Source organism: Aeromonas molluscorum 848 (assembly GCF_000388115.1).
GTDB classification, from domain to species: Bacteria; Pseudomonadota; Gammaproteobacteria; order Enterobacterales; family Aeromonadaceae; genus Aeromonas; species Aeromonas molluscorum.
Window position 1 is genome coordinate 1 of record NZ_AQGQ01000049.1, and the last position, 23,364, is coordinate 23,364.

21 protein-coding genes, 1 tRNA gene and 3 pseudogenes are annotated in these 23,364 nt (G+C 52.3%); 20 read left to right on the plus strand and 5 right to left on the minus strand.

All coding sequences use genetic code 11. From position 1 onward, the window contains the following. Positions 1-272 (plus strand): annotated as a pseudogene (gene asnB, locus G113_RS08985) (asparagine synthase B); the annotation flags it as partial. Between the two features lie 135 nt (positions 273-407). On the opposite strand, the gene ltaE reads toward asnB, so the two are convergent. The 3 genes from ltaE to G113_RS09000 all read right to left on the minus strand — a co-directional run bounded on the left by ltaE (position 408) and on the right by G113_RS09000 (position 2,676). Next, positions 408-1,427: a low-specificity L-threonine aldolase gene (gene ltaE / locus G113_RS08990; protein WP_005899382.1), complete on the minus strand. Its 1,020-nt coding sequence runs from the start codon at positions 1,425-1,427 to the stop codon at positions 408-410. An 80-nt stretch (positions 1,428-1,507) separates the two neighbouring features. Then, positions 1,508-2,203 carry an SDR family NAD(P)-dependent oxidoreductase gene (locus tag G113_RS08995; RefSeq protein WP_005899384.1) on the minus strand — a complete coding sequence of 232 codons (696 nt, stop codon included), beginning with the start codon at positions 2,201-2,203 and terminating at the stop codon, positions 1,508-1,510. Positions 2,204-2,268: 65 nt separating this feature from the next. Next, a complete protein-coding gene (locus G113_RS09000) occupies positions 2,269-2,676 on the minus strand; it encodes a helix-turn-helix domain-containing protein (protein ID WP_005899388.1) in 408 nt (135 codons plus the stop codon). 109 nt (positions 2,677-2,785) lie between these two features. Between G113_RS09000 and G113_RS09005 the strand changes: the two are divergent. Beyond that, a pseudogene (locus G113_RS09005) lies at positions 2,786-3,684 on the plus strand (aldo/keto reductase). Positions 3,685-3,767: 83 nt separating this feature from the next. Here the strand turns inward: G113_RS09005 and G113_RS09010 are convergent. Next, positions 3,768-4,046, minus strand: a complete 279-nt coding sequence (locus G113_RS09010) for an RNA recognition motif domain-containing protein (protein ID WP_083940371.1) — start codon at positions 4,044-4,046, stop codon at positions 3,768-3,770. A gap of 207 nt (positions 4,047-4,253) precedes the next feature. Further along, on the minus strand, positions 4,254-4,805 hold the full coding sequence (locus G113_RS09015; protein WP_005899393.1) for a hypothetical protein: 552 nt from the start codon (positions 4,803-4,805) through the stop codon (positions 4,254-4,256). Positions 4,806-4,965: 160 nt separating this feature from the next. On the opposite strand from G113_RS09015, the gene mepA reads away from it, so the two are divergent. The 18 genes and pseudogenes from mepA to G113_RS09100 all read left to right on the plus strand — a co-directional run. Then, on the plus strand, positions 4,966-5,712 hold the full coding sequence (mepA, locus tag G113_RS09020; protein WP_005899395.1) for a penicillin-insensitive murein endopeptidase: 747 nt from the start codon (positions 4,966-4,968) through the stop codon (positions 5,710-5,712). A gap of 40 nt (positions 5,713-5,752) precedes the next feature. After that, positions 5,753-6,355, plus strand: a complete 603-nt coding sequence (locus G113_RS09025) for a LemA family protein (protein WP_407919098.1) — start codon at positions 5,753-5,755, stop codon at positions 6,353-6,355. Further along, on the plus strand, positions 6,355-7,089 hold the full coding sequence (locus G113_RS09030; protein WP_005899400.1) for a TPM domain-containing protein: 735 nt from the start codon (positions 6,355-6,357) through the stop codon (positions 7,087-7,089). The genes G113_RS09025 and G113_RS09030 overlap by 1 nt, the downstream gene beginning before the upstream one ends. Before the next feature lie 23 nt (positions 7,090-7,112). Then, positions 7,113-7,730: a TPM domain-containing protein gene (locus G113_RS09035; RefSeq protein WP_005899402.1), complete on the plus strand. Its 618-nt coding sequence runs from the start codon at positions 7,113-7,115 to the stop codon at positions 7,728-7,730. A 175-nt stretch (positions 7,731-7,905) separates the two neighbouring features. Further along, positions 7,906-7,993, plus strand: a tRNA-Ser gene (locus G113_RS09040). A 91-nt stretch (positions 7,994-8,084) separates the two neighbouring features. Further along, the gene (locus G113_RS09045) at positions 8,085-9,476 is read left to right on the plus strand and encodes a site-specific integrase (RefSeq protein WP_005899404.1); all 1,392 of its coding nucleotides are present in this window, start codon (positions 8,085-8,087) and stop codon (positions 9,474-9,476) included. 244 nt (positions 9,477-9,720) lie between these two features. Continuing rightward, positions 9,721-10,893: a tyrosine-type recombinase/integrase gene (locus G113_RS09050; RefSeq protein ID WP_236611734.1), complete on the plus strand. Its 1,173-nt coding sequence runs from the start codon at positions 9,721-9,723 to the stop codon at positions 10,891-10,893. Positions 10,894-11,091: 198 nt separating this feature from the next. Beyond that, the gene (locus G113_RS20535) at positions 11,092-12,057 is read left to right on the plus strand and encodes a site-specific integrase (protein ID WP_005899407.1); all 966 of its coding nucleotides are present in this window, start codon (positions 11,092-11,094) and stop codon (positions 12,055-12,057) included. Between the two features lie 517 nt (positions 12,058-12,574). Then, positions 12,575-13,930, plus strand: a complete 1,356-nt coding sequence (locus G113_RS09055; protein ID WP_005899409.1) for a VapE domain-containing protein — start codon at positions 12,575-12,577, stop codon at positions 13,928-13,930. 917 nt (positions 13,931-14,847) lie between these two features. Continuing rightward, the gene (locus tag G113_RS09065; protein WP_005899410.1) at positions 14,848-15,108 is read left to right on the plus strand and encodes a hypothetical protein; all 261 of its coding nucleotides are present in this window, start codon (positions 14,848-14,850) and stop codon (positions 15,106-15,108) included. A gap of 203 nt (positions 15,109-15,311) precedes the next feature. Further along, the gene (locus G113_RS09070; RefSeq protein ID WP_040319076.1) at positions 15,312-15,800 is read left to right on the plus strand and encodes a hypothetical protein; all 489 of its coding nucleotides are present in this window, start codon (positions 15,312-15,314) and stop codon (positions 15,798-15,800) included. 134 nt (positions 15,801-15,934) lie between these two features. Beyond that, positions 15,935-17,407, plus strand: a complete 1,473-nt coding sequence (gene drt5, locus G113_RS09075; protein ID WP_005899412.1) for an antiviral reverse transcriptase Drt5 — start codon at positions 15,935-15,937, stop codon at positions 17,405-17,407. Between the two features lie 151 nt (positions 17,408-17,558). Further along, positions 17,559-18,545, plus strand: coding sequence for an ATP-binding protein (locus tag G113_RS20540; protein ID WP_005899415.1), 987 nt, complete (start codon positions 17,559-17,561; stop codon positions 18,543-18,545). A gap of 838 nt (positions 18,546-19,383) precedes the next feature. Next, positions 19,384-20,143 (plus strand): annotated as a pseudogene (locus G113_RS09080) (flagellar motor protein). Then, positions 20,121-20,996: a flagellar motor protein MotB gene (locus G113_RS09085; RefSeq protein ID WP_005899417.1), complete on the plus strand. Its 876-nt coding sequence runs from the start codon at positions 20,121-20,123 to the stop codon at positions 20,994-20,996. Before G113_RS09080 ends, G113_RS09085 begins: the two are co-directional and overlap by 23 nt. Before the next feature lie 255 nt (positions 20,997-21,251). Further along, the gene (locus G113_RS09090) at positions 21,252-21,656 is read left to right on the plus strand and encodes an NADH-quinone oxidoreductase subunit A (protein WP_005899419.1); all 405 of its coding nucleotides are present in this window, start codon (positions 21,252-21,254) and stop codon (positions 21,654-21,656) included. Between the two features lie 29 nt (positions 21,657-21,685). Continuing rightward, positions 21,686-22,360 (plus strand): NuoB/complex I 20 kDa subunit family protein, encoded by a 675-nt coding sequence (locus tag G113_RS09095; RefSeq protein ID WP_005899420.1) that lies wholly within the window; start codon positions 21,686-21,688, stop codon positions 22,358-22,360. A gap of 2 nt (positions 22,361-22,362) precedes the next feature. After that, a partial coding sequence (locus tag G113_RS09100) for an NADH-quinone oxidoreductase subunit C (RefSeq protein ID WP_005899422.1) occupies positions 22,363-23,364 on the plus strand: 1,002 nt, incomplete at its 3' end.

The window sequence follows — 23,364 nt, forward strand, 5'->3', positions numbered from 1 at the left end:
TGAAAGCCATGGTCGAGGTCGAAGTGACGGATCAGATGTTCGAGGCGGCCGCTTACCGCTTCCCCATCAATACCCCGCTCACCAAGGAGGCCTATTACTACCGCAGCATCTTCGAGGAGCACTTCCCCCTTGAATCCGCCGCACGCTGTGTGCCTTACGGCAAATCGGTCGCCTGCTCCACCCCGACCGCGCTGGAGTGGGATGCCAAGTTCAAGGAGATGGCCGATCCGTCCGGTCGCGCCGTACTGGATGTGCATCAGCAGGCGTACTAAGCCGACGCCCGCCAGTTTCCCCTAATGAAAAAGCGCAGCCCAGGCTGCGCTTTTTGTTATCGGTTGTCTGCTATGAGTTCGTGCTATCGATTGCAATCCATAACACTGCCTGCTCGGCTCGATTGCCGTTGATCCCTAGCGCCCCTGGCAATACTCGCTAAAGGCGTCGATCACCTCGGCCACGTCGTCGTCGGTAATCTGCAGATGGGTCACCAGCCGCATTTCGCCATAGCCGGAGAAGAGGATGCCGCGCTCCTTCATGAAGGCCAGCAGGGTGCTGCTCTCTCCTTGGGTAAGCTGCAAGAACAACATGTTGGTCTGCACCTGCCCGAGATCCAGCGCGATGCCGGGCAGCGCGGCCAGCCCCTCGGCCAGGCGGCGGGCCCGGCGATGGTCGTCTGCGAGACGCTCGAACTGGTGCTCCAGGGCAAACTGACCAGCAGCGGCCAGGAAACCGGCCTGGCGCATACCGCCCCCTACCATCTTGCGCAACCGTCTGGCGCGCTGGATCAAGGCCCCATCCCCCACCAGCACGGATCCCACCGGTGCCCCCAATCCCTTGGACAGGCAGAGCGAGACACTGTCGAAGGGCGCCGCAAGCTCGGCAAGGGAGACGCCGCTCGCCACGGCGGCGTTGGCAACCCGGGCGCCATCCAGGTGCAACTTGAGACCATGCTCATCAACGAAATCACGGGCCTGATGCAGGTAATTCAGGGGCAGCACCTTGCCATTGTGGGTATTTTCAAGGCAGAGCAGCCGCGCCTGGGCGAAATGGGGATCATCGGGCTTGATTGCCTGTTTGAGATCGCTGAACGCCAGGGTGCCGTCGGCTTGCATGGGCACGGGATTGAGCGCAACCGACCCCAGTACGGCACTGCCCATGGCTTCATAACGATAGATATGGGCGCCATTGCCAAGCAAGGCCTCTTCGCCACGCTGGCAGTGAGACAACACGCCAAGCAGGTTGGACATGGTGCCCGAGGGGACAAAGAGGGCAGCTTCTTTACCCAGGCGGCTGGCGGCATATTCCTCCAGGGCGTTGACGCCGGGGTCCTCACCGTAAACATCATCACCCACCTGGGCGTGCAGCATCACTTGACGCATGGCGTCCGTGGGTTGGGTTACCGTATCACTTCGTAGATCTATGTAGCGCATCCTGTCCCTCCAATGGCAAGAGCCTGACGTTAAGCCAGCTGAGCCCTGTTTGGCAAGGAGGATGACCGATGACAACTTGGCTAGGAGGGCAGAATACGACCATCGAGATCCTGTAGCTGCCCCGAGTCTGCCGGCCCCAATGTGCGGATGGCATCAAGCAGCCGTGGGGCTACATCGACCGGGTGGCGCACCATGTCGCCAGAGGGCATGACCAGGAGCGGTGCGCGCAAGGGGGTGTGCATGGGCCCCGGGTGCAGAGCCACCACGGCGGCACGGGGGAAGCGCTCGCGCCACTCAAGCGCTAACGTCTTGACGCCCATGTTGAGAGCCGCCTTGCTCATCCGGTAGCTATAGTGCTCTCCCGTTACATTGGCGGTCAGGCTACCCTCGAGATCCGACAGGGTGATAAGCAGGCAATTGCTCCGGGTCGTCATGCGCTGGCTCAGGTAGGCGCCGAGGGCCAGGGTCGGCCAGGCATTGATGCGTACACTCTCGCACAACCAGAGGGGATCGACCTCCTCCACCTGACGCTCCGGCATGAAGCGCAGATCATGCAGCCCCCCTATGGTGTTGATGATGACGCTCGGCAACTCGTCAAACAGGGTAAACAGGGCCTCGAACGCCAGGGGGTCCACATCCAGCATGGGAAAGGTAGCGGCCGCCGCTATGCCCGGCGGCACATGGCGCCCTGCCAGAACGAAAGTTTCATTGCGCCGCGCCAGTTCAAGGGCCAGGGCAGACCCCAAGCCACCGCTTCCCAAGATAAGGTATCCCATTACCCACCCCTGCTCGCTGATTTCCCTTGGCTATCAAGGGTAACAGATATCGGCTGATGCGCCGTTCACGCCTCGTCCAGATGCTTGCCGAATTGGCGAGCCATGGCAAGATCGAGAAAGCCATCGGCCCGCTTGTGGCTGCGCAGGAACTGGTAATAGGCGAGCAACCTGACCAGGGTATCCTCATCCGGCAGGATCATGGTCACATCCTGCTCACAGCTCAACACCCGAGCCCCCTGCAGTGCCTGCCTGTCGACCACTTCGGCCTGGCGATAGAGGTAACCACAGCCGGTGGCCAGCCACTCCAGGGAGCAGTTGGCGGCCATGGCAATCTGGTTTGCCTTGGCAAAACCGGGCTCGGCCCCCTTGAGATACTTGCGGATGAGCGCCTCCCCCAGCCCCACTTTACGGGCGAAGGCACTGACGCTCATCTCCCCCATCAGCTCGCGCAAGCGCGTAGCAAAGCCTTCCATATGACGCCTCCCGGTCAGAACCAAAGTACGAATTGCAACGGCCGCTATTATTGCCTTGCCGGGGCGCAGGGGCCAAGATAGGCCCAGCATTTATCCCAAGGAGAAGATCATGACAGTATCCCGCCTGGCCCTGCACCCCCAGGGGCCCGAATTCTCTCGCATCATCATGGGTTACTGGCGCCTGATGGAGTGGCAACTCGATCCGGCCGCCCTGCGGGATCTCATCAAGTACCACCTGGATCTCGGGGTTACCACCATAGATCACGCCGATATCTATGGCGGCTATCAGTGTGAAGAGGCGTTCGGCAAGGCGCTGCGCCTCGAACCCTCCCTGCGCTCGCGCATGGAGCTGGTCAGCAAGTGTGGCATAGCGCTGACCGCCAAGCCTGAGCACGCCCTCAACCATTACAACACCAGCAAGGCGTACATCATTGCCAGCACCGAGGCCTCTTTGCAAAAGCTGGCCACCGATCATCTGGACTTACTGCTGATCCATCGCCCGGATCCCCTGATGAATGCCGACGAGGTGGCCGAGGCCTTCCTCGCCCTCAAACAGGCAGGCAAGATCAAGCACGCCGGCGTCTCCAACTTCACCGCCCGCCAGTTCGAGCTGCTGCAATCGCGCCTGCCTTTCCCGCTGGTGACCAATCAGCTGGAGATCTCCCCTCTCAACATGGATCTCACCCTGGATGGCACCCTGGACTTGTGTCAGCAGCTGCGCATCAGCCCCATGGCTTGGTCTTGCCTGGGAGGGGAAGCCTGTTCCACGATGGCCGCTTTGACAATCTTCGCCATGAACTGGAGCGGATCCGCGAAGAGTGCGGCGCCCAGACCATAGAGCAAGTGGTCTACGCCTGGGTGATGATGTTGCCAAGCCGGCCGCTGCCCATCATCGGCTCGGGCAAGCGCGAGCGGATCGCCAGCGCCGTTGCCTCGGAGGCAGTGCGCCTCGATCGCCAGCAGTGGTTCCGCATTCGCAAAGCGGCGCTGGGCTACGACGTGCCCTGAACCGCCTCGCAAGGCCGGGTCAGGTCACGCACCAACAAAAACGGCATGGGGAAACCCATGCCGTTTTGCATTATCGAAGCACCTCAACGATGACGTTGCGGGCGACCACGTGGTGCATCTGTCTTCGGTTTGGCCTGATTGACCGTGATGGTTCGTCCACCTATCTCGGTGCCGTGCAGATCGGCGATCGCCTTCTCGGCTTCCCCGTTTACCGGCATTTCAATAAAACCGAATCCCTTGGACTGACCGGTATCGCGATCGATGATGATATCGACCTTTTCTACCTGTCCAAACTGGCTGAATACGGTTGTCAGTTCGTCGGCCGTCATCCGGTACGACAGATTTCCTACGTAAATCTTCATGCCATCCACTCTCGAGTCAGGGTGCCTTCTCTATGCAATCACCGACGCAGAAGCAAGGGCACAACCGCTACGCCGGACTGGCCAGGGCATCATGTCCTGGCACTCCCCACCTGACAACTCAAGCCATTGATCTCTCGAGTAAGTCGGGCGGCAAGTTCAATTCGAGTAACAGGCAGTATCTGAGCTTAACCCCAACTTGTCTAGAAATTAATCAGCCTGGTTCGACACCAATTTGGCCAGTATTCGACCCAGTGCCGAGCGGCTGTGCCAGGCTCGTTTAAAGCCAAAGCGATAGATGCCGGGGCTTATCTCGTGGGCCGGCTCTCCCCCTAATCCCAACACCTCGGTCGCCTCATCGATGTCATCCTGTGCCATAGCCAAGTCCAGACTGAAGGCGAGCCACTCCCCGTTATGGCCGACTCGCCGCTCACGGTCCACCTCGATCAGTGCCGCTCGTGATACCGCCTTGGCCCTGTCTTGCGAACCGTTGATGAGGTAGAGATGCTCGGCATCCCAGGCAAGTTCCGCCATGCGCCAGGCTTGCCAGTGGCGGGGCACCAGCATCATCAGCAGCACTATGCCGCCGAAGATGACGCCTACCCAGGGCAAGAGTCCCATCTGGGGATAGCCTTGCCAGAGTGCTATCCCGACCGCCCCCAGGCTCAGCAACAGCAGGCCCACCATGACGGGATAGAAGCGCCCGGCCGGTGGCTGCAACCAGAAAATGCCATCCTTGCCGACCAGCTCACTCGCTTTCATCATCTTCTTCCTCTATTCAAATCCCCTTCGAGGGCCGCATTGTGGCAATAAGGCTGGCGTCGATGCAAGGTCGTGGTCCGCACTGGCCCTGCCCCCCGCTCTATTGCTATGCTGGTGGCGCTCAAAAGGCACCCATTTTCCCGTTTTCCGAGAGGGCATTATGCTTATCGCCACCCTGCTCCTGCTGACCAGTACCCTGCAACCCGAGGCCATTGGCGGTTACGCCGGTGGCTGCCTGAAAAACGGCATGGCCCTGCCGCTGACCGGTCCCGGTTATCAGGTGATCCGTACCAAGCGACTGCGCTACTACGGCCACCCCGAACTCATTCATTACCTCGAGGGGCTGGCGAGCCAGACCAAGATGGCCGGTTTGCCGGATCTCTATATTGCCGATCTCGCCATGGCCCGTGGCGGCCCCTTCAGCTCGGGTCACCGCAGCCACCAGACCGGGCTCGATGCCGACATCTGGTTTCGGATGGCGAACAGACCTATCAGTCGCTGGGAACAAGATGCCCCCAAGGAGTGGGCGCTGATCGACGAGCCAAGCTACCGAACATTGCCGGGTCGCTTCGGTCCGCAGCAGCTGACCCTGCTGCGCCTCGCCGCCCAATCCCCCGATGTCACCCGGATCTTTATCAACCCCGTACTCAAGGCCGAAGTGTGCAAACGTGCGCCAAGCGAACCCTGGGTACAGAAACTCAGACCCTGGGTCGGTCATTACAGCCACTTCCATGTCCGGTTGCGTTGTCCCATAGGCAGCCCTGACTGCCTGCCTCAGGCCCCCATACCGCCGGGCAATGGCTGCGGCGCCGAACTCGCATCCTGGCTCAAGGACAAGCCGCAACTCCCCAAGACCTCGACCATCTACAGCAAGCTGCCGCAACTGCCTGGCCGTTGTGAGGGGTGAGTACAAGCTGTATGGTGTGCGAGTCAATATTGAAAAATCACTGGAGAACAACAAGATGGCTACACGCATTTGGCGCCCCTTCGGTCGGGCCTTCCTGCTGCTTTCCCTGCTGCTGACCCTGACCGGTTGCGGCATGAATACGATCCCGACCCTGGACGAACAGGTCAAGGCGAGCTGGGGTCAAGTGGAGAACCAGTATCAGCGTCGCGCCGATCTGGTGCCGAATCTGGTCGCTACCGTCAAGGGCTATGCCAGCCATGAGCAGGAGACCCTCAAGGCGGTCACCGATGCCCGCGCCCGGGTCGGCAGCATACAGGTGAGCGATCCGGCCCAACTCAAACAGTTTGAGGCGGCCCAGAACCAGCTAAGCAGTGCCCTGTCGCGCCTCATGGTAGTGGTAGAACGCTACCCGGATTTGAAGGCGGATCAACAATTCCTCACCCTGCAAGCCCAGCTTGAGGGGACAGAGAACCGCATCTCGGTGGCCCGACGCGACTACATAGAGGCTGTGCGCCAGTTCAATACCGAGCTGCGTACCTTCCCCGGGGTTATCTGGGCCAAGCTGCTTTATTCTGATCTCGAACCCAAGCCAAGCTTTAGCGCCAAGCCAGGTGCCGATGAGGCGCCCAAGGTCGCCTTCTGATGACCAAACTCACACGGCTGGGGCTGCTACTGCTCGGCGCCTTGCTCTCCTTCAGCTTGCTGGCCGCCCCCCAGTTTCCCGCCCTAAGCGGGCGAGTGGTGGATGAGGCGCATCTGCTGAGCCCGGAGCAGGCCAATCGCCTCACTGGCGAGTTGGCCGCGTTCGAGCAGAAGAGCGGTGTCCAGCTGGTGGTCGTCTCCCTCACCAGTCTGGATGGCAATACCATAGAGGAGTTCGGCTATCAGCTCGGACGCCACTGGGGCATTGGCCAGAAGGGCAAGAATAATGGGGTGCTGCTGATCATCTCCCCCGAAGATCGCAAGGTGCGTATCGAGGTCGGTTATGGCCTGGAGGGAGTACTGCCCGATGCCATTGCCGCCAACATCATCCAGACCCGGATCCTGCCCGAATTTCGGCGGGGTGATATGGCCGCCGGTATTCTGGGCGGCAGCCAGGCCATCATGCAGGCCCTGGCAGGCGAGTATCAGGCCAAGGCCCCTCCCAAGAAGGACAAGGTCAACGGCCTGCTCATCTTCATCATCATGGTGATTGCCATGATAGTGCTGCACAACCTGCGCGGTGGCGGATGGGGCGGTGGTGGCCGAGGCCGCAGAAGTACCATCTACACCGCTGGCGGTTTCGGCGCCGGACGGTCGGGTGGCGGTTTTGGCGGTGGCGGATTCGGCGGCGGCGGTGGCAGCTTCGGCGGCGGTGGAGCTTCCGGCGGCTGGTGATCTAATGACTCTTAGGTAATGACATGATATCCAAACAGTTTTTTCACACACTGCAAGCCAGGGTCAAGCAGGCCGAGCAGGCCACCGACGCTGAACTGGTCACAGTGCTGGCGCCGGCCAGCGACAGCTATCGCTACATCCCCACGCTGTGGGCAGCCCTGCTGGCCATGCTCACTCCTCTGCTGGTGTTTGAGCTCGGTTTCTGGCTCGGCTGGTACGAGATACTGCTGACCCAGTGGGCGGTCTGGCTCGTCCTGACCCTGCTGTTTCACTGGACCCCCATCAAGATGCGGCTCATTCCCAAGCAGGTGCGCCGCCACCGGGCGGCGCTGATGGCGCGGTTGCAGTTTATCGAGCAAGGCTTGCACCGTACTCACGACCGGCTCGGGGTGCTCATCTTCGTCTCAGTGGCGGAACACTATGTGGAGATCCTGGTCGATGACGGAGTCGCCAAACACATAGACAATGTCCAGTGGCAGGAGATCATCGACGACTTTACCGCCCGCATCCGCAAGGGCGAAGTCGAGCCAGGCTTTATTGAGTGTGTGACCCGCACCGGTGCCATATTGGCCGATGCCTTCCCTCCCACCAATGACAAGAACGAGCTGCCCGACAGTCTGATCATGCTGGACAAGCCATGAGACGAGAAAACCACCAATCTCGGCATAAAAGCTGTACAAACGGAAAATGATATGAAAAACAAGGGGGAAAAGGGTTGACCCGCCACCGGCTTTCCCCTAAATTACGCCCCGTTGTCGCGGCCAAGGCCATGAGCAATCCTGATGATTGAACAGGTAAAATAACAGTCGAAAATTTGGTGAGGTGTCCGAGTGGCTGAAGGAGCACGCCTGGAAAGTGTGTATACGGCAACGTATCGAGGGTTCGAATCCCTCCCTCACCGCCAAATTGAGTGTGAATCAACCCCATGAATTTCATGGGGTTTTTTCGTTTCTGGAGGAGCGAAAAGGCCAGTGTCACTATGAGGTGTCACGATCATGCCGAGCTACCTGCTGAAAAACCGAAACGGGAACTACTACACCCGCATTCCGTTTCCCCAATCCCTCCGCCTGTTAGGCTGCCCCCTAGAGATCAGAGTCTCCCTGCTCACCAAAGATCGCAGTGAAGCGACGCTACGCAATCTGGTTGCAGCACATGGCATCAAGATAATGATGGGCAGATTACCCGCTCTCTTGAGGGCTGACAGTCATCAGCCGACGACCCGTTTTCGAGACCTTATCGCGCCGGATCTGGCTCGCTTACGTCAACAACTACGTTCCTCTGCTAACGGGCTTATGCAGCCATCCCCACTTCCTTATAGCCAGCCCGATGATGTGTCAGCAGGGGCCTGCTGCGACTCTCCAGTTAGAACGATGCAGGTGCAGCCGCCTCTTGAGCCGATGCAGCACCTTGATCCGGTTATCACAGTGCCCAAGACAATGGGCCAGTTGCAGGCTGAGTTTCTGGAGCGCAAATCGAATGAAAAAATTTCGCCACGTTCGCTCCAGCAGCTCCAGACTCGTACAGCAGCACTTATCCAAGGTGTGGGTGGTGGCTTCTTCGTACAGGCTTTGAAATTCAGGCATGTAGATCAGTTTGTTCAGGAGCTGGCGACCAGCAAGGGACTGAAGACTGTGCGTGAATACAAGGCGGCCTGTACCCAGATGCTGAGCTTTGCTGTGCAGATGGAATATACGGCCAAAAATCCATTTGATCAGGTCAAAATCAGATGTGCGCAGCCTACACCACGACAGCGCTGGGAGCCCACCCAGCTAAGGACGTTGTTTAGCTCGGTAAACTTCACCCAGCACGCTTACAGCAACGTCGATGACTATTGGATACCCTTGGTACTACTACACACTGGCGCACGGCCTGCTGAGATCTGTCAGCTACGTGTCAGTGATGTGATGACCCAGGATAATATCGCTTGCCTCAACATTACCGACGAGGGAGAGGCGCAGTCGATCAAAACCGGCAACAGCCGACGACTCGTACCCATCCACAGCAGGTTGATTGCACTGGGATTCCTGCATTATGTCGAATTACGGCGTAGGCAGGGCCATGTGCAGCTATTCAGTTGTACGGCTACAGGGGAGTTTGGCGAATGGACCAAAAGTTTCGAGTGCCGCTTCTCCCGCTACCTGGGGAAACTAGGATTTGTGGCGGGGCAACGACCTACCGCCTATGGGTTCCGCCACACCGTTATTGATGAGCTGCAACAGCGTGATACACCCGAGCATGCGGTCGCAGACCTGGCAGGACATAGCAAAATTGGTTTTACCTATCGCCATTATGGAAAAAAATCCACAGTGCAGCGTTTGCAGGCTGTAGTGGAGCAATTAGATTTCTCTGATGCGCTGAAATTTGTTCTCCCTCATCGTCCAGAATAAGATTATTAAAAAATATAAATAATTTCATCTGGACTATTTATATTGTTTTTTCTGGTGATGAATGACGCACATTAGGAATATCTAATAACCTGTCTTAAATTCCACAGAAGTATTAGTAAAAATGGATATTGACAAGCTATAAAAAATGTGAATCAGCGTATTGACATGTCGTTTTTATGCGGTTAGTCTCACCGCAAATGACATGAGGATGGAGTTAATGGCTAATAGAAAAAACAGGATGACAATGACGATTGAGGTGGCACTCGACAATAATGTTCGTATTATGAAACCGACATATGCGCCAGCTACATTTAAGGCCTTTCGTCGCAAATCTGAACAGCTTAAAAAGTGGATTGGTAGGCAGGTGATCTCTGATGTGACCGCAACCGATATGGGCCTTTTTTTGACTGAGTTGCATCAGGAATATAGTAACAAAACCGTAAATCACTATCTCTCAATCTTGCGGCAGATATTCACACGGGCCGTGGATGATAGGCTGATTGCCATGAGCCCGATACAAAACATAAAAACGTGTAAAACATCGTCCAACGATCCCGATCCATTTTTACAGCATGAGATCCAGGCTCTGAGGAGTTGCGAGGAGCATTATCTGATTGAGGTAGCATTAATCAGCTTGGGAATCGGTACTGGGCTGAGGATTAGCGAGCTTGTTGCTCTTACTGTCGAGTCCATTGATCTGAATAAGCAGCAGCTGTTTATCGATTTAGCGTTGGTAGATAAGGGATTTAAAATCCCAAAAAACAGGGGGTCAAAAAGGGTCATTGAACTGTGTGGCTGGACTCTGAAAGCAGCAAAAACACTGGTTGAGTATGCCCATAAAAGACAACCTCAGTTAATTAAGGTATTACAAGAGGACAATAAAAGAACTTTACAGATGTATAGAACCTTATTGGCGTATTCGCAGGAAGAGGGTCGGCCCTATGTCTCTGTTGACCACTTTCGGGATGCATTTTTTAGGCCCTATTGTGAACGAGTAGCTGTACGCTATCGAGGGCCTAGCCAATTCCGCCACACCTATGCGAGTCAGATGCTCACTGCGGGCGTCTCTGTAGAGCGGATTGCCCGTAAAATGGGGCTCACCAGTACCGCCATGATATATGAGCACTACGGGAAATGGATTGTAGAGGATGCGCCTGATTATGATGCCGTTGAGGATACTGTGCTGGACCGCTGTTTTAATGGTATTACGAAACTGGCGCCAGCTACGATAGCTAAATCCGACGAGTCTCAGCAGTTTGATGGTTCAGACCCTGCATCTATAGACGACAGTTATTCGAGAATACACGATATTTCCGTCAATAGTTCATCTACATTACATATGGATGATAGGCGGATGGCAGCCATACATAAATTGAGTCAGCGATGGGGAGTAGACAAAAACAATATATTCTTATAGGCCAAGTGTTTTTATTTAACTAACAACCAATCCACGATATAATACTGTATGCAATAATTCAATTATTGCAGTGATACCGTTCACTATCATTTTACGATAACCGTTACGTGAGTTGTTATCCTATATGGCTGGCGCTCATAACTGTTGCGTTAAGATAATAGATTTTAAATAGGGGCCGAAAAGAGCCCTAGGAGATATATGACTACCAAAAAGACTGAGTTTGAGTATACGAAGCTGGCTGAATTTTTTTACCAACGCCTTGAAAATAGGGCGATACCACTCACGGCAAAAAACATTTCTAATGAATTGCTAGCCTGTGCACCAGATTACCGACCAGGGTATTGGCGGAGACTGCGATGTGCTCTGGCATATCACCAGAATATGCTGGGCTATGTTGATGCTGCCGAGCGTATTCGGAGGGCGAAAAACCCTGTGACTGCACATGGTAGTAATTTATCAAAAAAATCCAGACAGCCCCGCGTGAGGGCGATCAATCAGGCAGATGAAGATGTTCTTAAATCATATTTTAACCAGCGTGGTGACATTAGTATGGTTTCTGCCATCCTCATTTTTAAAAACGCAGGTATTAGACCCGCAGAGCTTTCAGGTCTGAGAGTGGATGGAAATCGGCTTATTGTGACGGGCGCTAAAAAAAGCCATGGCGGACAACGGGGGGCAGACCGCACTTTACTGTTGGATGGCATCGATTCTAGCCTGCTCAGATATTGTGTCATGCAGGCGCAACGAGTAGACATTGGTGTGATGCAGGACAGGCTGCGGGCTGCTGGTAAAAAACTATGGCCTAGGCGTAGGGCTCTACCCACATTTTATAGCTGGCGTCACCAGCTCGGCTCTGAGCTCAAAGGGGCCGGAATAGACCGCCTACGTATTGCATATATTATGGGGCATCAGGCCACTGGCTCTGTTGACCGTTATGGCAATAGGAAATTGGCTAGAGGCGGGCGACTGCCTAGCTGCCCTGCTGATGCCGATTTAAGCGGAATTCGAATTACTCACAGTCAGCTATCAGCGGATAATACACATTATATCAAACCTGAGTCTCCAGTAATAAATAAGGCAAATGATACTTCTGTGCGGAACAGAGGGATGGCAGCTGTGATATTCAGACGAAAAAATGAATCCAGTGATAATGATTTATCATAATTAAAATAGATTCAAGATTAATTGTATTAGTATAACGAGGTTAAAACTGGAGGGAGTGGCAATTCAAAATATAGTAGGTAACCACTCCGACTGCTACACACGTAAGTGCGTTGTGGGAGACTACGTAAGTACCGGTTTTTTGAACCATACTTACGCGCACAAAAGTGCGTAAGTATGGGGATGTGTCGAACGAAGGGAGACCGGAACCCCGTAGAGAGCTTGCGAACGGAGTGGGTGGAGAATCCATTTTTATGGATGGCATGAAGCGGGAAATATGGAATGACGTCGGAGCCATATGTGTGCCAAGGTGACATCTGACGAAGTATGAGGAAGATCAACCTTGACACATATATTGGTGACGGTCATCCATATTTATAGCGCAATGCCATTTATAAAAACTGTTTAGGTTTAATTGAGTGGAATGGTTGATGTCTTAGCTGCTCACGAAATTAAAAAAACATGAAATGATAGGGCTATATATAACAACAATCAGGCGATAAAGCCGAGGACTATAAAAATGAACAATACTAAAAATACAACAGCGGGGCATGATATTCCGTCATATGACGGTCAGAAGGACGGTGTTGCCACAGAGCAGGTTCAGCAGGCTGTTAGGTCAGTGATGCAGGGTGAACTGCTGACCCTGCCGGACATGGGCCCTACTGGCCGCCCTATCAAAACCAGTGCAAATCTGTGCGCGCTGATTCGATTTCAGGCATGGTTGCCGCGCTACAACCTGATGACGGGTGAGCCGGAACTGGCGGGTGCTGATGGTGAGCGCCTGGGGGGCTCTGAGGCAGGCCAGCGATCTGCGCTGGTTGATGCCTGCCAGCTGGCAGGTGTGCCGGATGCCGCAATTGATGAGCACCTGATCGCGATTTGTGAGCGCCACAGTTATCACCCTGTGCGTCACTGGCTCGAACGTGGAGCCCCGTGGGACGGGATACCGCGCATCGATGCGGTGATTGCTACCCTCAATGCTGCAAATCCTGCCTATGCGAGTGCGGTGCTACATGCATGGCTGGTTGGGTGTGTTGCTGCGCTCTATCAACCACGTTGGAATTCAAAACTGGTGCCCGTGCTGGCGGGGGCACAGTCCTATCGAAAATCGGCATGGGTGAGCCGTCTGGCTGCCGTAGTGCCAGGTTCGACGCTCGATTGCGCCATCAATCCAGACAAGCCTGATGATGTTCGCCGCGCAGTGTCTGCATGGGTTGTGGAACTGGCTGAGCTTGAGAGTACGACCCGACATGAGGCGGGTAGCCTCAAGGCTTTTTTGACCCGAGAGAACGACAGCTATCGCCTACCCTATGCTCGCAGCATGACCACCAAAAAGCGGCAAACGGCATTTATGGCCACAGTCAACGGCTCCGATTTTCTTAGGGATACAACCGGTAACGCCCGATTTGCGGTTATCGAACTGGCCGCAGCAGCTGATCTTGAACGCCTGAATCCGATCTTGGGCTGGAGCTGGGATGCGGGCCGCCTCTCCCAGACGGATCCTGAGCAACTGCGCCAGTTCTGGTTGGAGGTAAAGGAGCGTTATGAGTCTGGGGAAACATGGTTCCTTGATGACGCGACAGTTACCCTAGCGGCCTCTGCAAATGATGCCCACACCGACAAGGGGGCGTTGTATGAATTGATCGGTCACCACTACTTGTCGAGTGAACACGCCAATTTTGAATGGCTCATTGCGAGCGAACTGTGTACCAGACACGGTGAGAAACTGAGCACAGCGGGCGCCTGGGGTAAAGCTCTCAAGCTGCATGCTAGTGAGGGTAAGATCCAGAGCAAAAAGGGGAGAGCCAACCAAACCCAGTACCGTTTGCCCATTGTTAGCTCAACGGGGACGGACAAAATCGACAAGAAATGATGCTCAAGCCCTGCCGATAAGGTGGGGCTTTTTTCTGCCCGCCTGTTGGATGCTGATGATTAAGTGGTTAAGCGCCGGTTAAGTCGGTTTTCGCGCTTCTTAACCAGCCTCAAACCCTCGCCATTACTGACATTCGGTGAATTTTGGTTAATTGATTAAGTAGTTTTTATATAAAAAGTCATTGAGTAAATATGCATGGGCTTCTCAAACGCTTACAACGCTTTGCGGCAACGGTTCTTAACCACCTAACCATTATTGTATCAAACGCTGTCATAGCAGGGCTCAGGGGCTGATTAAGAGGAGGTTGAGTAGCGTAACCAGTACCTAATCACAACAACCTATCACACACCATAAAAATTGCCGATCACCATTATACCGAGAGCCCAGCAGGCATATTGGGAATTGACTCTGCACAACCTAATGGTCGTCGGTGCTGATTTTCTTATTGCCGTTGAATACTCAACGGCAGATTAGCCACATTGGCACCCAGTATCCTTGTTTGGGTGTCTCAGACTGCTCGATCCATTCCAGACAGCAGAGCAGAGTCATACATTGACAATATTCGTTCGAGTAGTGATATGGCTCATGTTCATGGTGGTAACACCATGGTATCATTGAAAAAATCATGAAACGGCGCCCAAATGACTACTGCGATACTCAGCTCCTGATAGTGCTATCAGTCGGGTGCGGTAGCCATCCCAATGTGGAGCAGAGCTACAACAAGCCGGACGGGAGAATAGCGATCCAAATGTCCCCCCTGGAACTCATTGGGGCAGATCTAACGTGGTTTGATGCATTGGCATGAGTGTAATAGGAAACTCGGCAAGGGCCAGCCTGTTGCCTTGCTGCGCCCAGAGCCGTATATGCGGAATACGCTGAATGTGAATCTTTCCAAGGTTACCTGAGTAAGAGGAATAATGATGAACGTTTTGAATGAAATTTTGGCAATTATAAAAGAACATCCGCAGACCAAATCCAGCGGGGTGCTGGCTGCCGCGCTCGCATCCGCTTGCAACACAGGCTACGCAGTATCACTGCTAGATGTGTCTGCTAGCCTTGATGATAACGGCAAGATACTGGTTGACCGGCTTGCTCGAATTACTCAGGAGCTTGATTACTCGAACGGTGCGCAGGATGAGGCGCTCCACCAACTGCGGGTGCTCGGGTTCATCCACTGAACGATAAAAACGGCCAAATGCCACCACTATTGGTGGCATTTTACTACCTGGTCAGCAATGATTATGGAAGGTGCTAACAAGTCACTTTGCACAAAAGCAAGCCATCCTAATATATTGATATTAAACGGTTAAATTCTTTGGTTTTGGTTCGCAAGGTATTTATTCGCACAGTCATTAATGCGGCGTTATGCGATTGAGCGTTTATGAACGAAGAAATTGAAACGATACTTAGAAAAAATCCAGAAGTTGCAGAGCATGTAATCGCCTCTCTTAGACAATTTATTGCTCGGGATCGATATTTGTTAGAAGTTAACGCGAATGAGCGTTCTCTTACTCATCGAATAGGTATGTATTTGCAAGCTCAATTCGAATATTATGATGTTGATTGTGAGTTCAATCGAGATGGACATGATCCAAAGGAATTGTATATTGGTACAGAAGACACCGATGTATTCGATGATAATGCAATGACAGTTTATCCGGATGTTATTGTCCACCGTAGGGGCAGTAATGATGATAACTTGCTTGTAATTGAGTTCAAAAAATCATCATCAAGAGTTGGTAGTGGAAAGGATATGACTAAACTTCATGCTTATAAAACGGATCTCCATTATAGGTATGCACTATTTGTTGAGTTAGGTACGACCAGAATAATAACCGAACCAGAAGTCACTCAGGTTAAGTGGGTCTAATCACATAACAAACGCTTCAAGAGGAACTGTCAACGAGCCCCTAATGAACTGTTGTGGTTTAGTTTAGTGGCAGTGCGTTGCCAGCCCCTTAGGCGTGTGTTAGACACCATCAGCGTTTTAGGATATCAGTAATAATGAAAGAAAGAGTATTAGAGTTTTATAATTCCGACTTTGAGGGAACTTTGTTTCCTATGGAAACTTGTCGTGTAGTCATTGAAAATTCTTACGATGAATTAGTGAATTATATTGATAAAGTAGGTCAAGATAGCGAACCTAACTTTAGCTTTTTACCTCAACAAGTTGTGTATGCGAGTAAAGCAAAACAACACTTGAGACGAACTAAAAAACTTGATCCTGTAGCAGAATTTTATTTGTATTTTATGTGCTACAAACATAGAAAAATCTTTAATCGTTATCAAAATAGAGATAGACAAAGTTTTGGTTACAAGTTCTCAGAGGGGACGGCGGTTCCAATTAATACTTCATATATTGAGTTCAATGAAAGAGTTGCTGAGATCAAAGCTAATTATAAATATAGCATACAGTTTGATGTTTCATCTTACTTTAACTCAATCTACCACCATGATTTAGTTAACTGGTTTGCTAGTTCAAAAGGTGTGGTATCTGCGGATGTTGAATTGTTTGGGCAGTTCATGCGTGAGATAAATGCCGGCTTCTCTATCGACTTCCTTCCTCATGGGATATACCCGTCCAAGATGCTCGGCAGCCATTTCCTCTCATATATTGATTATTCTATGCTAATCAAATCAGAGGTGATGGTACGTTTCATGGACGACTTTGCAATAGCATCTAACTCAAAAGAGATTGTAACTAAGGACTTTCAAACCATTCAGAAGCTACTAGGTCAAAAGTCTTTGAATATCAATTCAATTAAGACTCGTTTGTACAATGAAGTCAATGGTTCGATTGACCAGGCGGTAAACGAAATAATTCAGAGTATTTTTGGAACAATAACAGTTTTTCATGGTTCCGATGTAGGTTTCGAAGAGTTCGAAGATGTAATGCGTCCTTTAAATACGGAAGATGTATCTGCTTTAATTTCTCTCTTAGATCGTACTGATATATCTGACAGAGAAGCCAGTTTAGTCCTTGAAACTATAAAGCTATATACAAATGAACTACATGTTTATCTACCAATATTCCTTCATCAGCACCCAAATCTTATTAAAAAAGTTTACGCATTTTGCGTCCACTGTGCGGATAAGGATGTATTAACTCAAGAATTTATAAAACTTGTTGGGCAAGGCAATTACTTAAATGAATATCAACTTTTTTGGATAGCAAAAATAGTAGAGTCATATCTACTTCAAACCAATGACGTTGGTAAGTTACTAAGTTTACTGTACGAACACAATGACGCTACAGTGATTTCAAAATCGAAGATTTTGGAAATTCCTGAGCATCGTTTCGGCTTGCCTGAATTAAGAGAAACGCATCTTAAAAACGGTTCAAGTGGTTGGTTAGCATGGGCTTCAGCAGTTGGTTCTCGCAAAGATCCAAAGCAAGCTAAAAATTATCTTATGGATTACTTTTCAAAAGTAAGTCCTATAAACAAGTTGATAGGCGAGTGCATAAAGAGGCTATAAACGTCTAACAAACGCCTCAAGCTGGCAGCCAGCGCGTGGCACTTTTACTATACGTTTTTCGTGATTACGGTGTAATGCGGAAAGTTGGTATCAGCTTTGCCATCCCCTTAATAGGTGGTTATCTAGATTAATTTAGATTTGAGAAAAATTTATGAAAACAATATATTTTCCTGCTCAGCTTGGACGCGATACTTTGCATGGTTTTTTCCTGGATTTAGAGTGCTCTAAAAATGAACCAGAGATTTGTGTTGATTGTTCTACACTGAACTTTTCTTATCCTAGCGGAATGTTGGTTGCTGGTTCGAAGATGCGAGCTTGGATAAAACACCGGCGAGAAGCTGGATTTGTGACTAAAAAGAAAGGACATGATTCAACAAAGAATGTGCATTGTTATTTGCGACACTTAGGCTTCTTCCAGTTTATTGGAATGGGCGAAGGTAATGATGTCGGGCAAGCTTCTGGTTCGATGACTTATTTACCAATCACAAGAATCGAAAAGCCAGCTTTTGATACAACAACCCAAGATATACAAGAGTGGTATGATGAAATAATTTCGCAAACCAGACGTTTTGCATATTTGCTCTCAGGTACGAAAGATTACAATGAAGAAAACAAACTCTATCATTATGCTTTGCGAGAAATTGTTCGAAATGTGTTTGAGCATTCAACGGTTGACGAATGTTACTTATGCGGACAGCGATGGGCTGATGGAAGAGTCGAAGTTGCAGTGGTTGATGAAGGCGTAGGTATTTCAGCGTCATTAAAACGTTCATTTCATATTGAGTCTGAAATAGCAGCTCTACGAATGGCCATCAAACCAGGTATTTCAAGTACGACACACATTGTCGAAACAGATAATATTTATGGTAATTCTGGTTTCGGGCTTTATGTATTGGAGCAATTAGCGTCATCGTTTGGTTGGTTTATGATTGGTAGCGGAACTGCAAAATTGGTTTCTCAAAAAAACATAATAAATGAGCAAAAGTTAAACTTTGATGGAACCTATCTTGGTTTAAGACTAAATAGAGCTCCTAGTCAATTCTCTGGAATCCTTGAGGATATTATTTATGCTGGTGAGCAAGAAGCAGAAATATATGGTGCTATAGCTAAAGCATCGGGTATGTCGAAGCAGACATAAATCTGGTTAACAATCGCCTCAAGGCGCGACAGTCAACGAGCGGCGTTTCCAGTCCCATTGAGCCGCGGTGTTTGAATTTAGTAGTAATGTGTTGCCAACAGGTACTTAACTAGGGTGATAATACAATTTTTTTTAGCCAAGCGTTATAAATTTGACATGGTGATCCGGTTGTATCGGTGTTTTTCAATTTGGTTCTAACGCTTCTCGGGGGATGTGCGTTGCCAATGATACAGCCTTGAAAGGGGGGGAGGATGATCAGGTCACCGTGTACTCAATAAGCACCGCATGAACTATCATGATTTGGGAAAGAACGCCTATATAAGCCTCGTAACTTAATTGACTGTGCCACATAATCGTGACATGATCTTCCTTGCTTTTAATTATAACTGGTTGATTCACAACGTTTTAGTGCGTGATTTCGAGGGTTCGAATCCCTCCCTCACCGCCAAATTACAAAAAACCGACCTCAGGGTCGGTTTTTTGTTTTGCAGACTTTCTCCATGGCGAAGTGCGCTGGGTATCGCCTATGTTCACAGCTCAGCCATATTTCCATCAGTACCCCACCCGATCGCAGAGCCCCTTGCTCGAAACCCCAATGCTGAACAGCAGTATCCCGCCTGCTCTCATCCCTGCGTCTCCCCTTCCCTGTTGCTGATGACCCTTGCTTCTGCCTCCACTGGCAACTGCTCACCTTATGGTTTTACGGCTCAGGCCAAAAAGGGTGACTTCTTATCCTGTGTTAGCTCTCAGTAATGGATCGTCAATTGGATATCATTTTGAAAAACTGATGGTTACATGACTACACTAGCGACACCTTAATGCAGAGGGACATGGATAGATGAGTCTGATCGGTTTGCTGTTAGCATTGATCGCCATATTGGGTGGCAACATGATCGAAGGTGGTCATCCCAGTGCCCTGCTCAATCTGCCCGCCTTCCTCATCGTGATCGGGGGCACTGTCGGTGCGGCTCTGACCCAGTTCCCTTTCTCCGTGGTAGCTAGAACCTTAAAACGCTTCAAATGGCTCATCACTCCCCTTCGCCTCGACATGCAGGAGCAGGCCCAACTGCTGGAAACCCTGGCAGGCAATGCGAGGCGCAGTGGCATGCTGGCGCTGGAAGCCATAACCGACGACATCAAGGATCCCTTCCTGAAAAAGGGTGTGCAGATGATGGTCGACGGTTACGAGAAGACCAAGATCCACGAGGTGCTGGAAAATGAGATCGAGTTCGAACAGAACGATCTCGAACAGACCGTCAAGTTTTATGAAGCCATGGGGGGTTACTGTCCAACCATGGGGATCGTCGGCGCCGTGTTCGGCCTGATCCATGCCATGGGTCTGCTGGATGCGCCAGACCAGCTTGGGGGGGGCTATTGCGGTCGCCTTCATCGCAACGATTTACGGGGTGGGCGCCGCCAACCTTATCTTCCTGCCATTTGGCAACCGCTACAAAGGTTTTGCCCATCAGATCCGTCACTACAAGGAGATGACCCTGACCGGCATTCTTTGCATCCTGGACGGTGAATCACAGCAACGGCTGCAAGTGACTCTGGAGCCCTACCTCGGAGGCCACGATGGCCAAGAAGAAAAAGGCTGAATCTCCGGAAAACCATGAACGCTGGCTGGTCTCCTATGCCGATTTCATGACACTGCTGTTTGCCTTGTTCGTGGTGCTCTACTCCTTCGCCATGACCAAGCAGTCGGAAACCCGGGTGCTGATCCAGGGACTCATTGAGTCGCTCGGCAAGATAGGGCTCATCTCTCCTCCCGCAGGCTCGCCGGTGATGCAGGGCGGCACCGGGATCCTCGAACCCGACACCAAAATCACACCGGGTGTTCCCCAAGAAGCCCCTATGTTGGAAACTCAGGCGCCAACAGCTGCTGCCGATCCCTTTAACGAAACCATTGGTGCCTCCAAGAACCCTGTCGCGGCAGAGTCCTGGCCCCATAAGAGCAAGGAGCAGGAGTGGGTAGTCGTCACCAAGCAGAAACTGGATCAGCAGCTCAAGAGCCAGATTGAATCCAAGGAGCTAGAGGTGGAGCAACTCGGCAGTCAGCTGGTGATCCGCATCGGTGAAAAAACCCTGTTTCCTGCCGATTCGGCTTTTCTGCAACCCCAGTTCATTCCCCTGGTCAATAAGGTGTCCGATGTACTGGCGGATATCCCAGGCATGGTGGTAGTGACGGGTCACACAGATAACTCCCTAGCGCCGATTGAGCTATATCGCAACAACTGGGAATTGTCGGTCCTGCGGGCGGCATCCATCGTCCATACCCTGCTGACCAACCCGAAGATCGATGCCAAGCGAGTCGTTGCTCAAGGGGTTGCCGACACCCAGCCTCGCTTTGCCAATGACACCCTCGCGCACCGGCAAGCTAACCGGCGAGTCGAGATTACCCTCTCCCAAGGCAAGGCGGCCGAACGGGCCCTCCCCCTCCTCACACCCTGATGAGAAGCCCCTGCAATGCGGGGCTTTTTTATTTAGCCAGGCCATTTCTCCCACAACGCGGCCACACTTTTCGGCTTTTATGAACGATTAAAAACTATTCTCTGGCTAGAAGTTTGACTCCCGTAGCAAAAAGCAACATCTCCCTGAGCTGATTAATAAACAACCTGAACAATGACATATAAATCAGTATGAAAGTGCCATACTGCGTGACAGGGTTGTTGTCTCACATAATTAATTTTGTTAGGGAAAACCTATATGTTTGCTGATGTCGCTATCCAGCATTGGGCTTTTGCCGTCTATGTGGTTGCGGCCATTTGCCTCTGTCTGGCCATGATCGGATTGGCTGCCTTGTTGGGGGGGCGCGCCTACGGCAGGGCAAAAAACCAGCCTTTCGAATCAGGGATCGACTCTGTCGGCAGCGCCCGTCTACGTTTTTCCGCCAAGTTTTATCTGGTTGCCATGTTCTTCGTCATCTTTGACGTCGAGGCTCTCTATCTCTTCGCCTGGTCCGTCTCCGTCCGGGAGACTGGCTGGGTCGGTTTCATCGAAGCCGCCATCTTTATCACGCTGTTGCTGGTAGGCCTTGTCTACCTGTGGCGTATCGGCGCCCTCGACTGGGCCCCGAAGAAAACGGGCCTGACTGACAAGAAGCCAGACTGAATGACTGACTCTCCCTTTGAGGTTGCACCATGAAGTATGTCTTGACTCGAATTGACCCAGACGCGCCCGTTGAGCGTTACCCCCAGGAACAGCGCCAGACCGTGGATGATCCACTGGCGCAACAGGCGACCCGCGGCATCATGATGGGGCGGCTTGAGGAGGTGCTGCAAGACACGGTCAATTGGGGACGCAAGAACTCCCTCTGGCCATACAACTTCGGTATCTCCTGCTGTTACGTGGAGATGTGTACCGCTTTTACCTCTCCCCACGATGTGGCCCGCTTCGGGGCCGAAGTCATTCGAGCCTCTCCACGCCAGGCAGATTTCATGGTGATCGCCGGCACTCCCTTCATCAAGATGGCCCCCGTCATTCAGCGCCTCTATGAACAGCTGCTCGAGCCAAAATGGGTCATCTCCATGGGTGCCTGCGCCAACTCGGGTGGCATGTATGACATCTATTCCGTGGTGCAAGGGGTGGACAAGTTTCTGCCGGTCGACGTCTATATTCCCGGCTGCCCGCCTCGCCCCGAGGCCTTCTTGCAAGCCCTGATGTTGCTGCAAGACTCCATCGGCAAGGAGCGCCGCCCTCTCTCCTGGACCGTGGGCGATCAGGGGATCTACCGCCCCGAGATGCCAGCCGAGAAGGATCGAAAACGCGGCGAGCGGATAGCAATCACCAATCTGCGCACGCCGGATGAGATCTGACCATGAAATTGACGCGAGATTTCCCCCGTAACGACACCATGGCCCAGTGGCAAACCGCCGATCACCAGGATACCCAAGTGGTCGGTGAACTCTTTGCCCATTTCGGTACTGAACGCTTCACGGTGCAGAGCACCCGGACCGGCGTGCCGGTGCTCTGGCTCTCCCGGGAATTATTGCAAGATGTCATCGGCTTCCTGCGCAAGATCCCCTCCCCCTTCGTGATGTTGTATGACTTGAGCGCCACGGATGAGCGGATGCGCAGCCATCGCGATGGTCTGCCCCAGAGCGATTTTACTGTCTTTTATCACCTTCTCTCCATCGACCGAAACGCCGATGTGATGCTCAAAGTGCCGCTCAAAGAGAGCGACCTGACGCTGCCGACCATCACGAACCAGTTCCCCAACGCCAACTGGTACGAGCGGGAAGTCTGGGATCTGATGGGCATCACCTTCGACGGTCACCCCCATCTTACCCGCATCATGATGCCCAAGAGCTGGCAGGGTCACCCGCTGCGCAAGGATTATCCGGCCCGGGCCACCGAGTTCGATCCCTTCATGCTCGATGCGGTCAAACAGGATCTGGAGCAGGACAACCTGCGGTTCAAGCCCGAAGAGTGGGGCATGAGCCGGGGCAATGAGCACGAGGACTACATGTTCTTGAACCTCGGCCCCAACCACCCCTCAGCACACGGCGCCTTCCGCCTGGTGCTGCAGCTCGACGGGGAAGAGATCCGCGACTGCGTGCCCGACATCGGCTATCACCACCGCGGTGCCGAGAAGATGGGCGAGCGCCAGTCCTGGCACAGCTACATCCCCTACACCGACAGGGTCGAGTACCTGGGCGGAGTGATGAACAACCTGCCCTATGTGCTGGCGGTCGAGAAGCTGGCGGGGATCACCGTACCCAACCGGGTCGACATGATCCGGGTGATGATGGCGGAGCTGTTCCGCATCCAGAGCCACCTGCTGTTCCTTGGGACCTACATCCAGGACGTGGGCGCCATG

What these genes read in the sequence shown, in the direction of transcription:
- G113_RS09015 (WP_005899393.1), bottom strand. Translation starts at nt 4,805, where the DNA reads ATGAAAGCGAGTGAGCTGGTCGGCAAGGATGGCATTTTCTGGTTGCAG.
- G113_RS09095 (WP_005899420.1), top strand. Translation starts at nt 21,686, where the DNA reads ATGAAGTATGTCTTGACTCGAATTGACCCAGACGCGCCCGTTGAGCGT.
- G113_RS09010 (WP_083940371.1), bottom strand. Translation starts at nt 4,046, where the DNA reads ATGAAGATTTACGTAGGAAATCTGTCGTACCGGATGACGGCCGACGAA.
- G113_RS09055 (WP_005899409.1), top strand. Translation starts at nt 12,575, where the DNA reads ATGAACAATACTAAAAATACAACAGCGGGGCATGATATTCCGTCATAT.
- G113_RS09030 (WP_005899400.1), top strand. Translation starts at nt 6,355, where the DNA reads ATGACCAAACTCACACGGCTGGGGCTGCTACTGCTCGGCGCCTTGCTC.
- G113_RS09065 (WP_005899410.1), top strand. Translation starts at nt 14,848, where the DNA reads ATGATGAACGTTTTGAATGAAATTTTGGCAATTATAAAAGAACATCCG.
- G113_RS09035 (WP_005899402.1), top strand. Translation starts at nt 7,113, where the DNA reads ATGATATCCAAACAGTTTTTTCACACACTGCAAGCCAGGGTCAAGCAG.
- mepA (WP_005899395.1), top strand. Translation starts at nt 4,966, where the DNA reads ATGCTTATCGCCACCCTGCTCCTGCTGACCAGTACCCTGCAACCCGAG.
- G113_RS08995 (WP_005899384.1), bottom strand. Translation starts at nt 2,203, where the DNA reads ATGGGATACCTTATCTTGGGAAGCGGTGGCTTGGGGTCTGCCCTGGCC.
- G113_RS09050 (WP_236611734.1), top strand. Translation starts at nt 9,721, where the DNA reads ATGACGATTGAGGTGGCACTCGACAATAATGTTCGTATTATGAAACCG.
- G113_RS09090 (WP_005899419.1), top strand. Translation starts at nt 21,252, where the DNA reads ATGTTTGCTGATGTCGCTATCCAGCATTGGGCTTTTGCCGTCTATGTG.
- G113_RS09045 (WP_005899404.1), top strand. Translation starts at nt 8,085, where the DNA reads ATGCCGAGCTACCTGCTGAAAAACCGAAACGGGAACTACTACACCCGC.
- ltaE (WP_005899382.1), bottom strand. Translation starts at nt 1,427, where the DNA reads ATGCGCTACATAGATCTACGAAGTGATACGGTAACCCAACCCACGGAC.
- G113_RS09000 (WP_005899388.1), bottom strand. Translation starts at nt 2,676, where the DNA reads ATGGAAGGCTTTGCTACGCGCTTGCGCGAGCTGATGGGGGAGATGAGC.
- G113_RS09085 (WP_005899417.1), top strand. Translation starts at nt 20,121, where the DNA reads ATGGCCAAGAAGAAAAAGGCTGAATCTCCGGAAAACCATGAACGCTGG.
- G113_RS20540 (WP_005899415.1), top strand. Translation starts at nt 17,559, where the DNA reads ATGAAAACAATATATTTTCCTGCTCAGCTTGGACGCGATACTTTGCAT.
- drt5 (WP_005899412.1), top strand. Translation starts at nt 15,935, where the DNA reads ATGAAAGAAAGAGTATTAGAGTTTTATAATTCCGACTTTGAGGGAACT.
- G113_RS09070 (WP_040319076.1), top strand. Translation starts at nt 15,312, where the DNA reads ATGAACGAAGAAATTGAAACGATACTTAGAAAAAATCCAGAAGTTGCA.
- G113_RS20535 (WP_005899407.1), top strand. Translation starts at nt 11,092, where the DNA reads ATGACTACCAAAAAGACTGAGTTTGAGTATACGAAGCTGGCTGAATTT.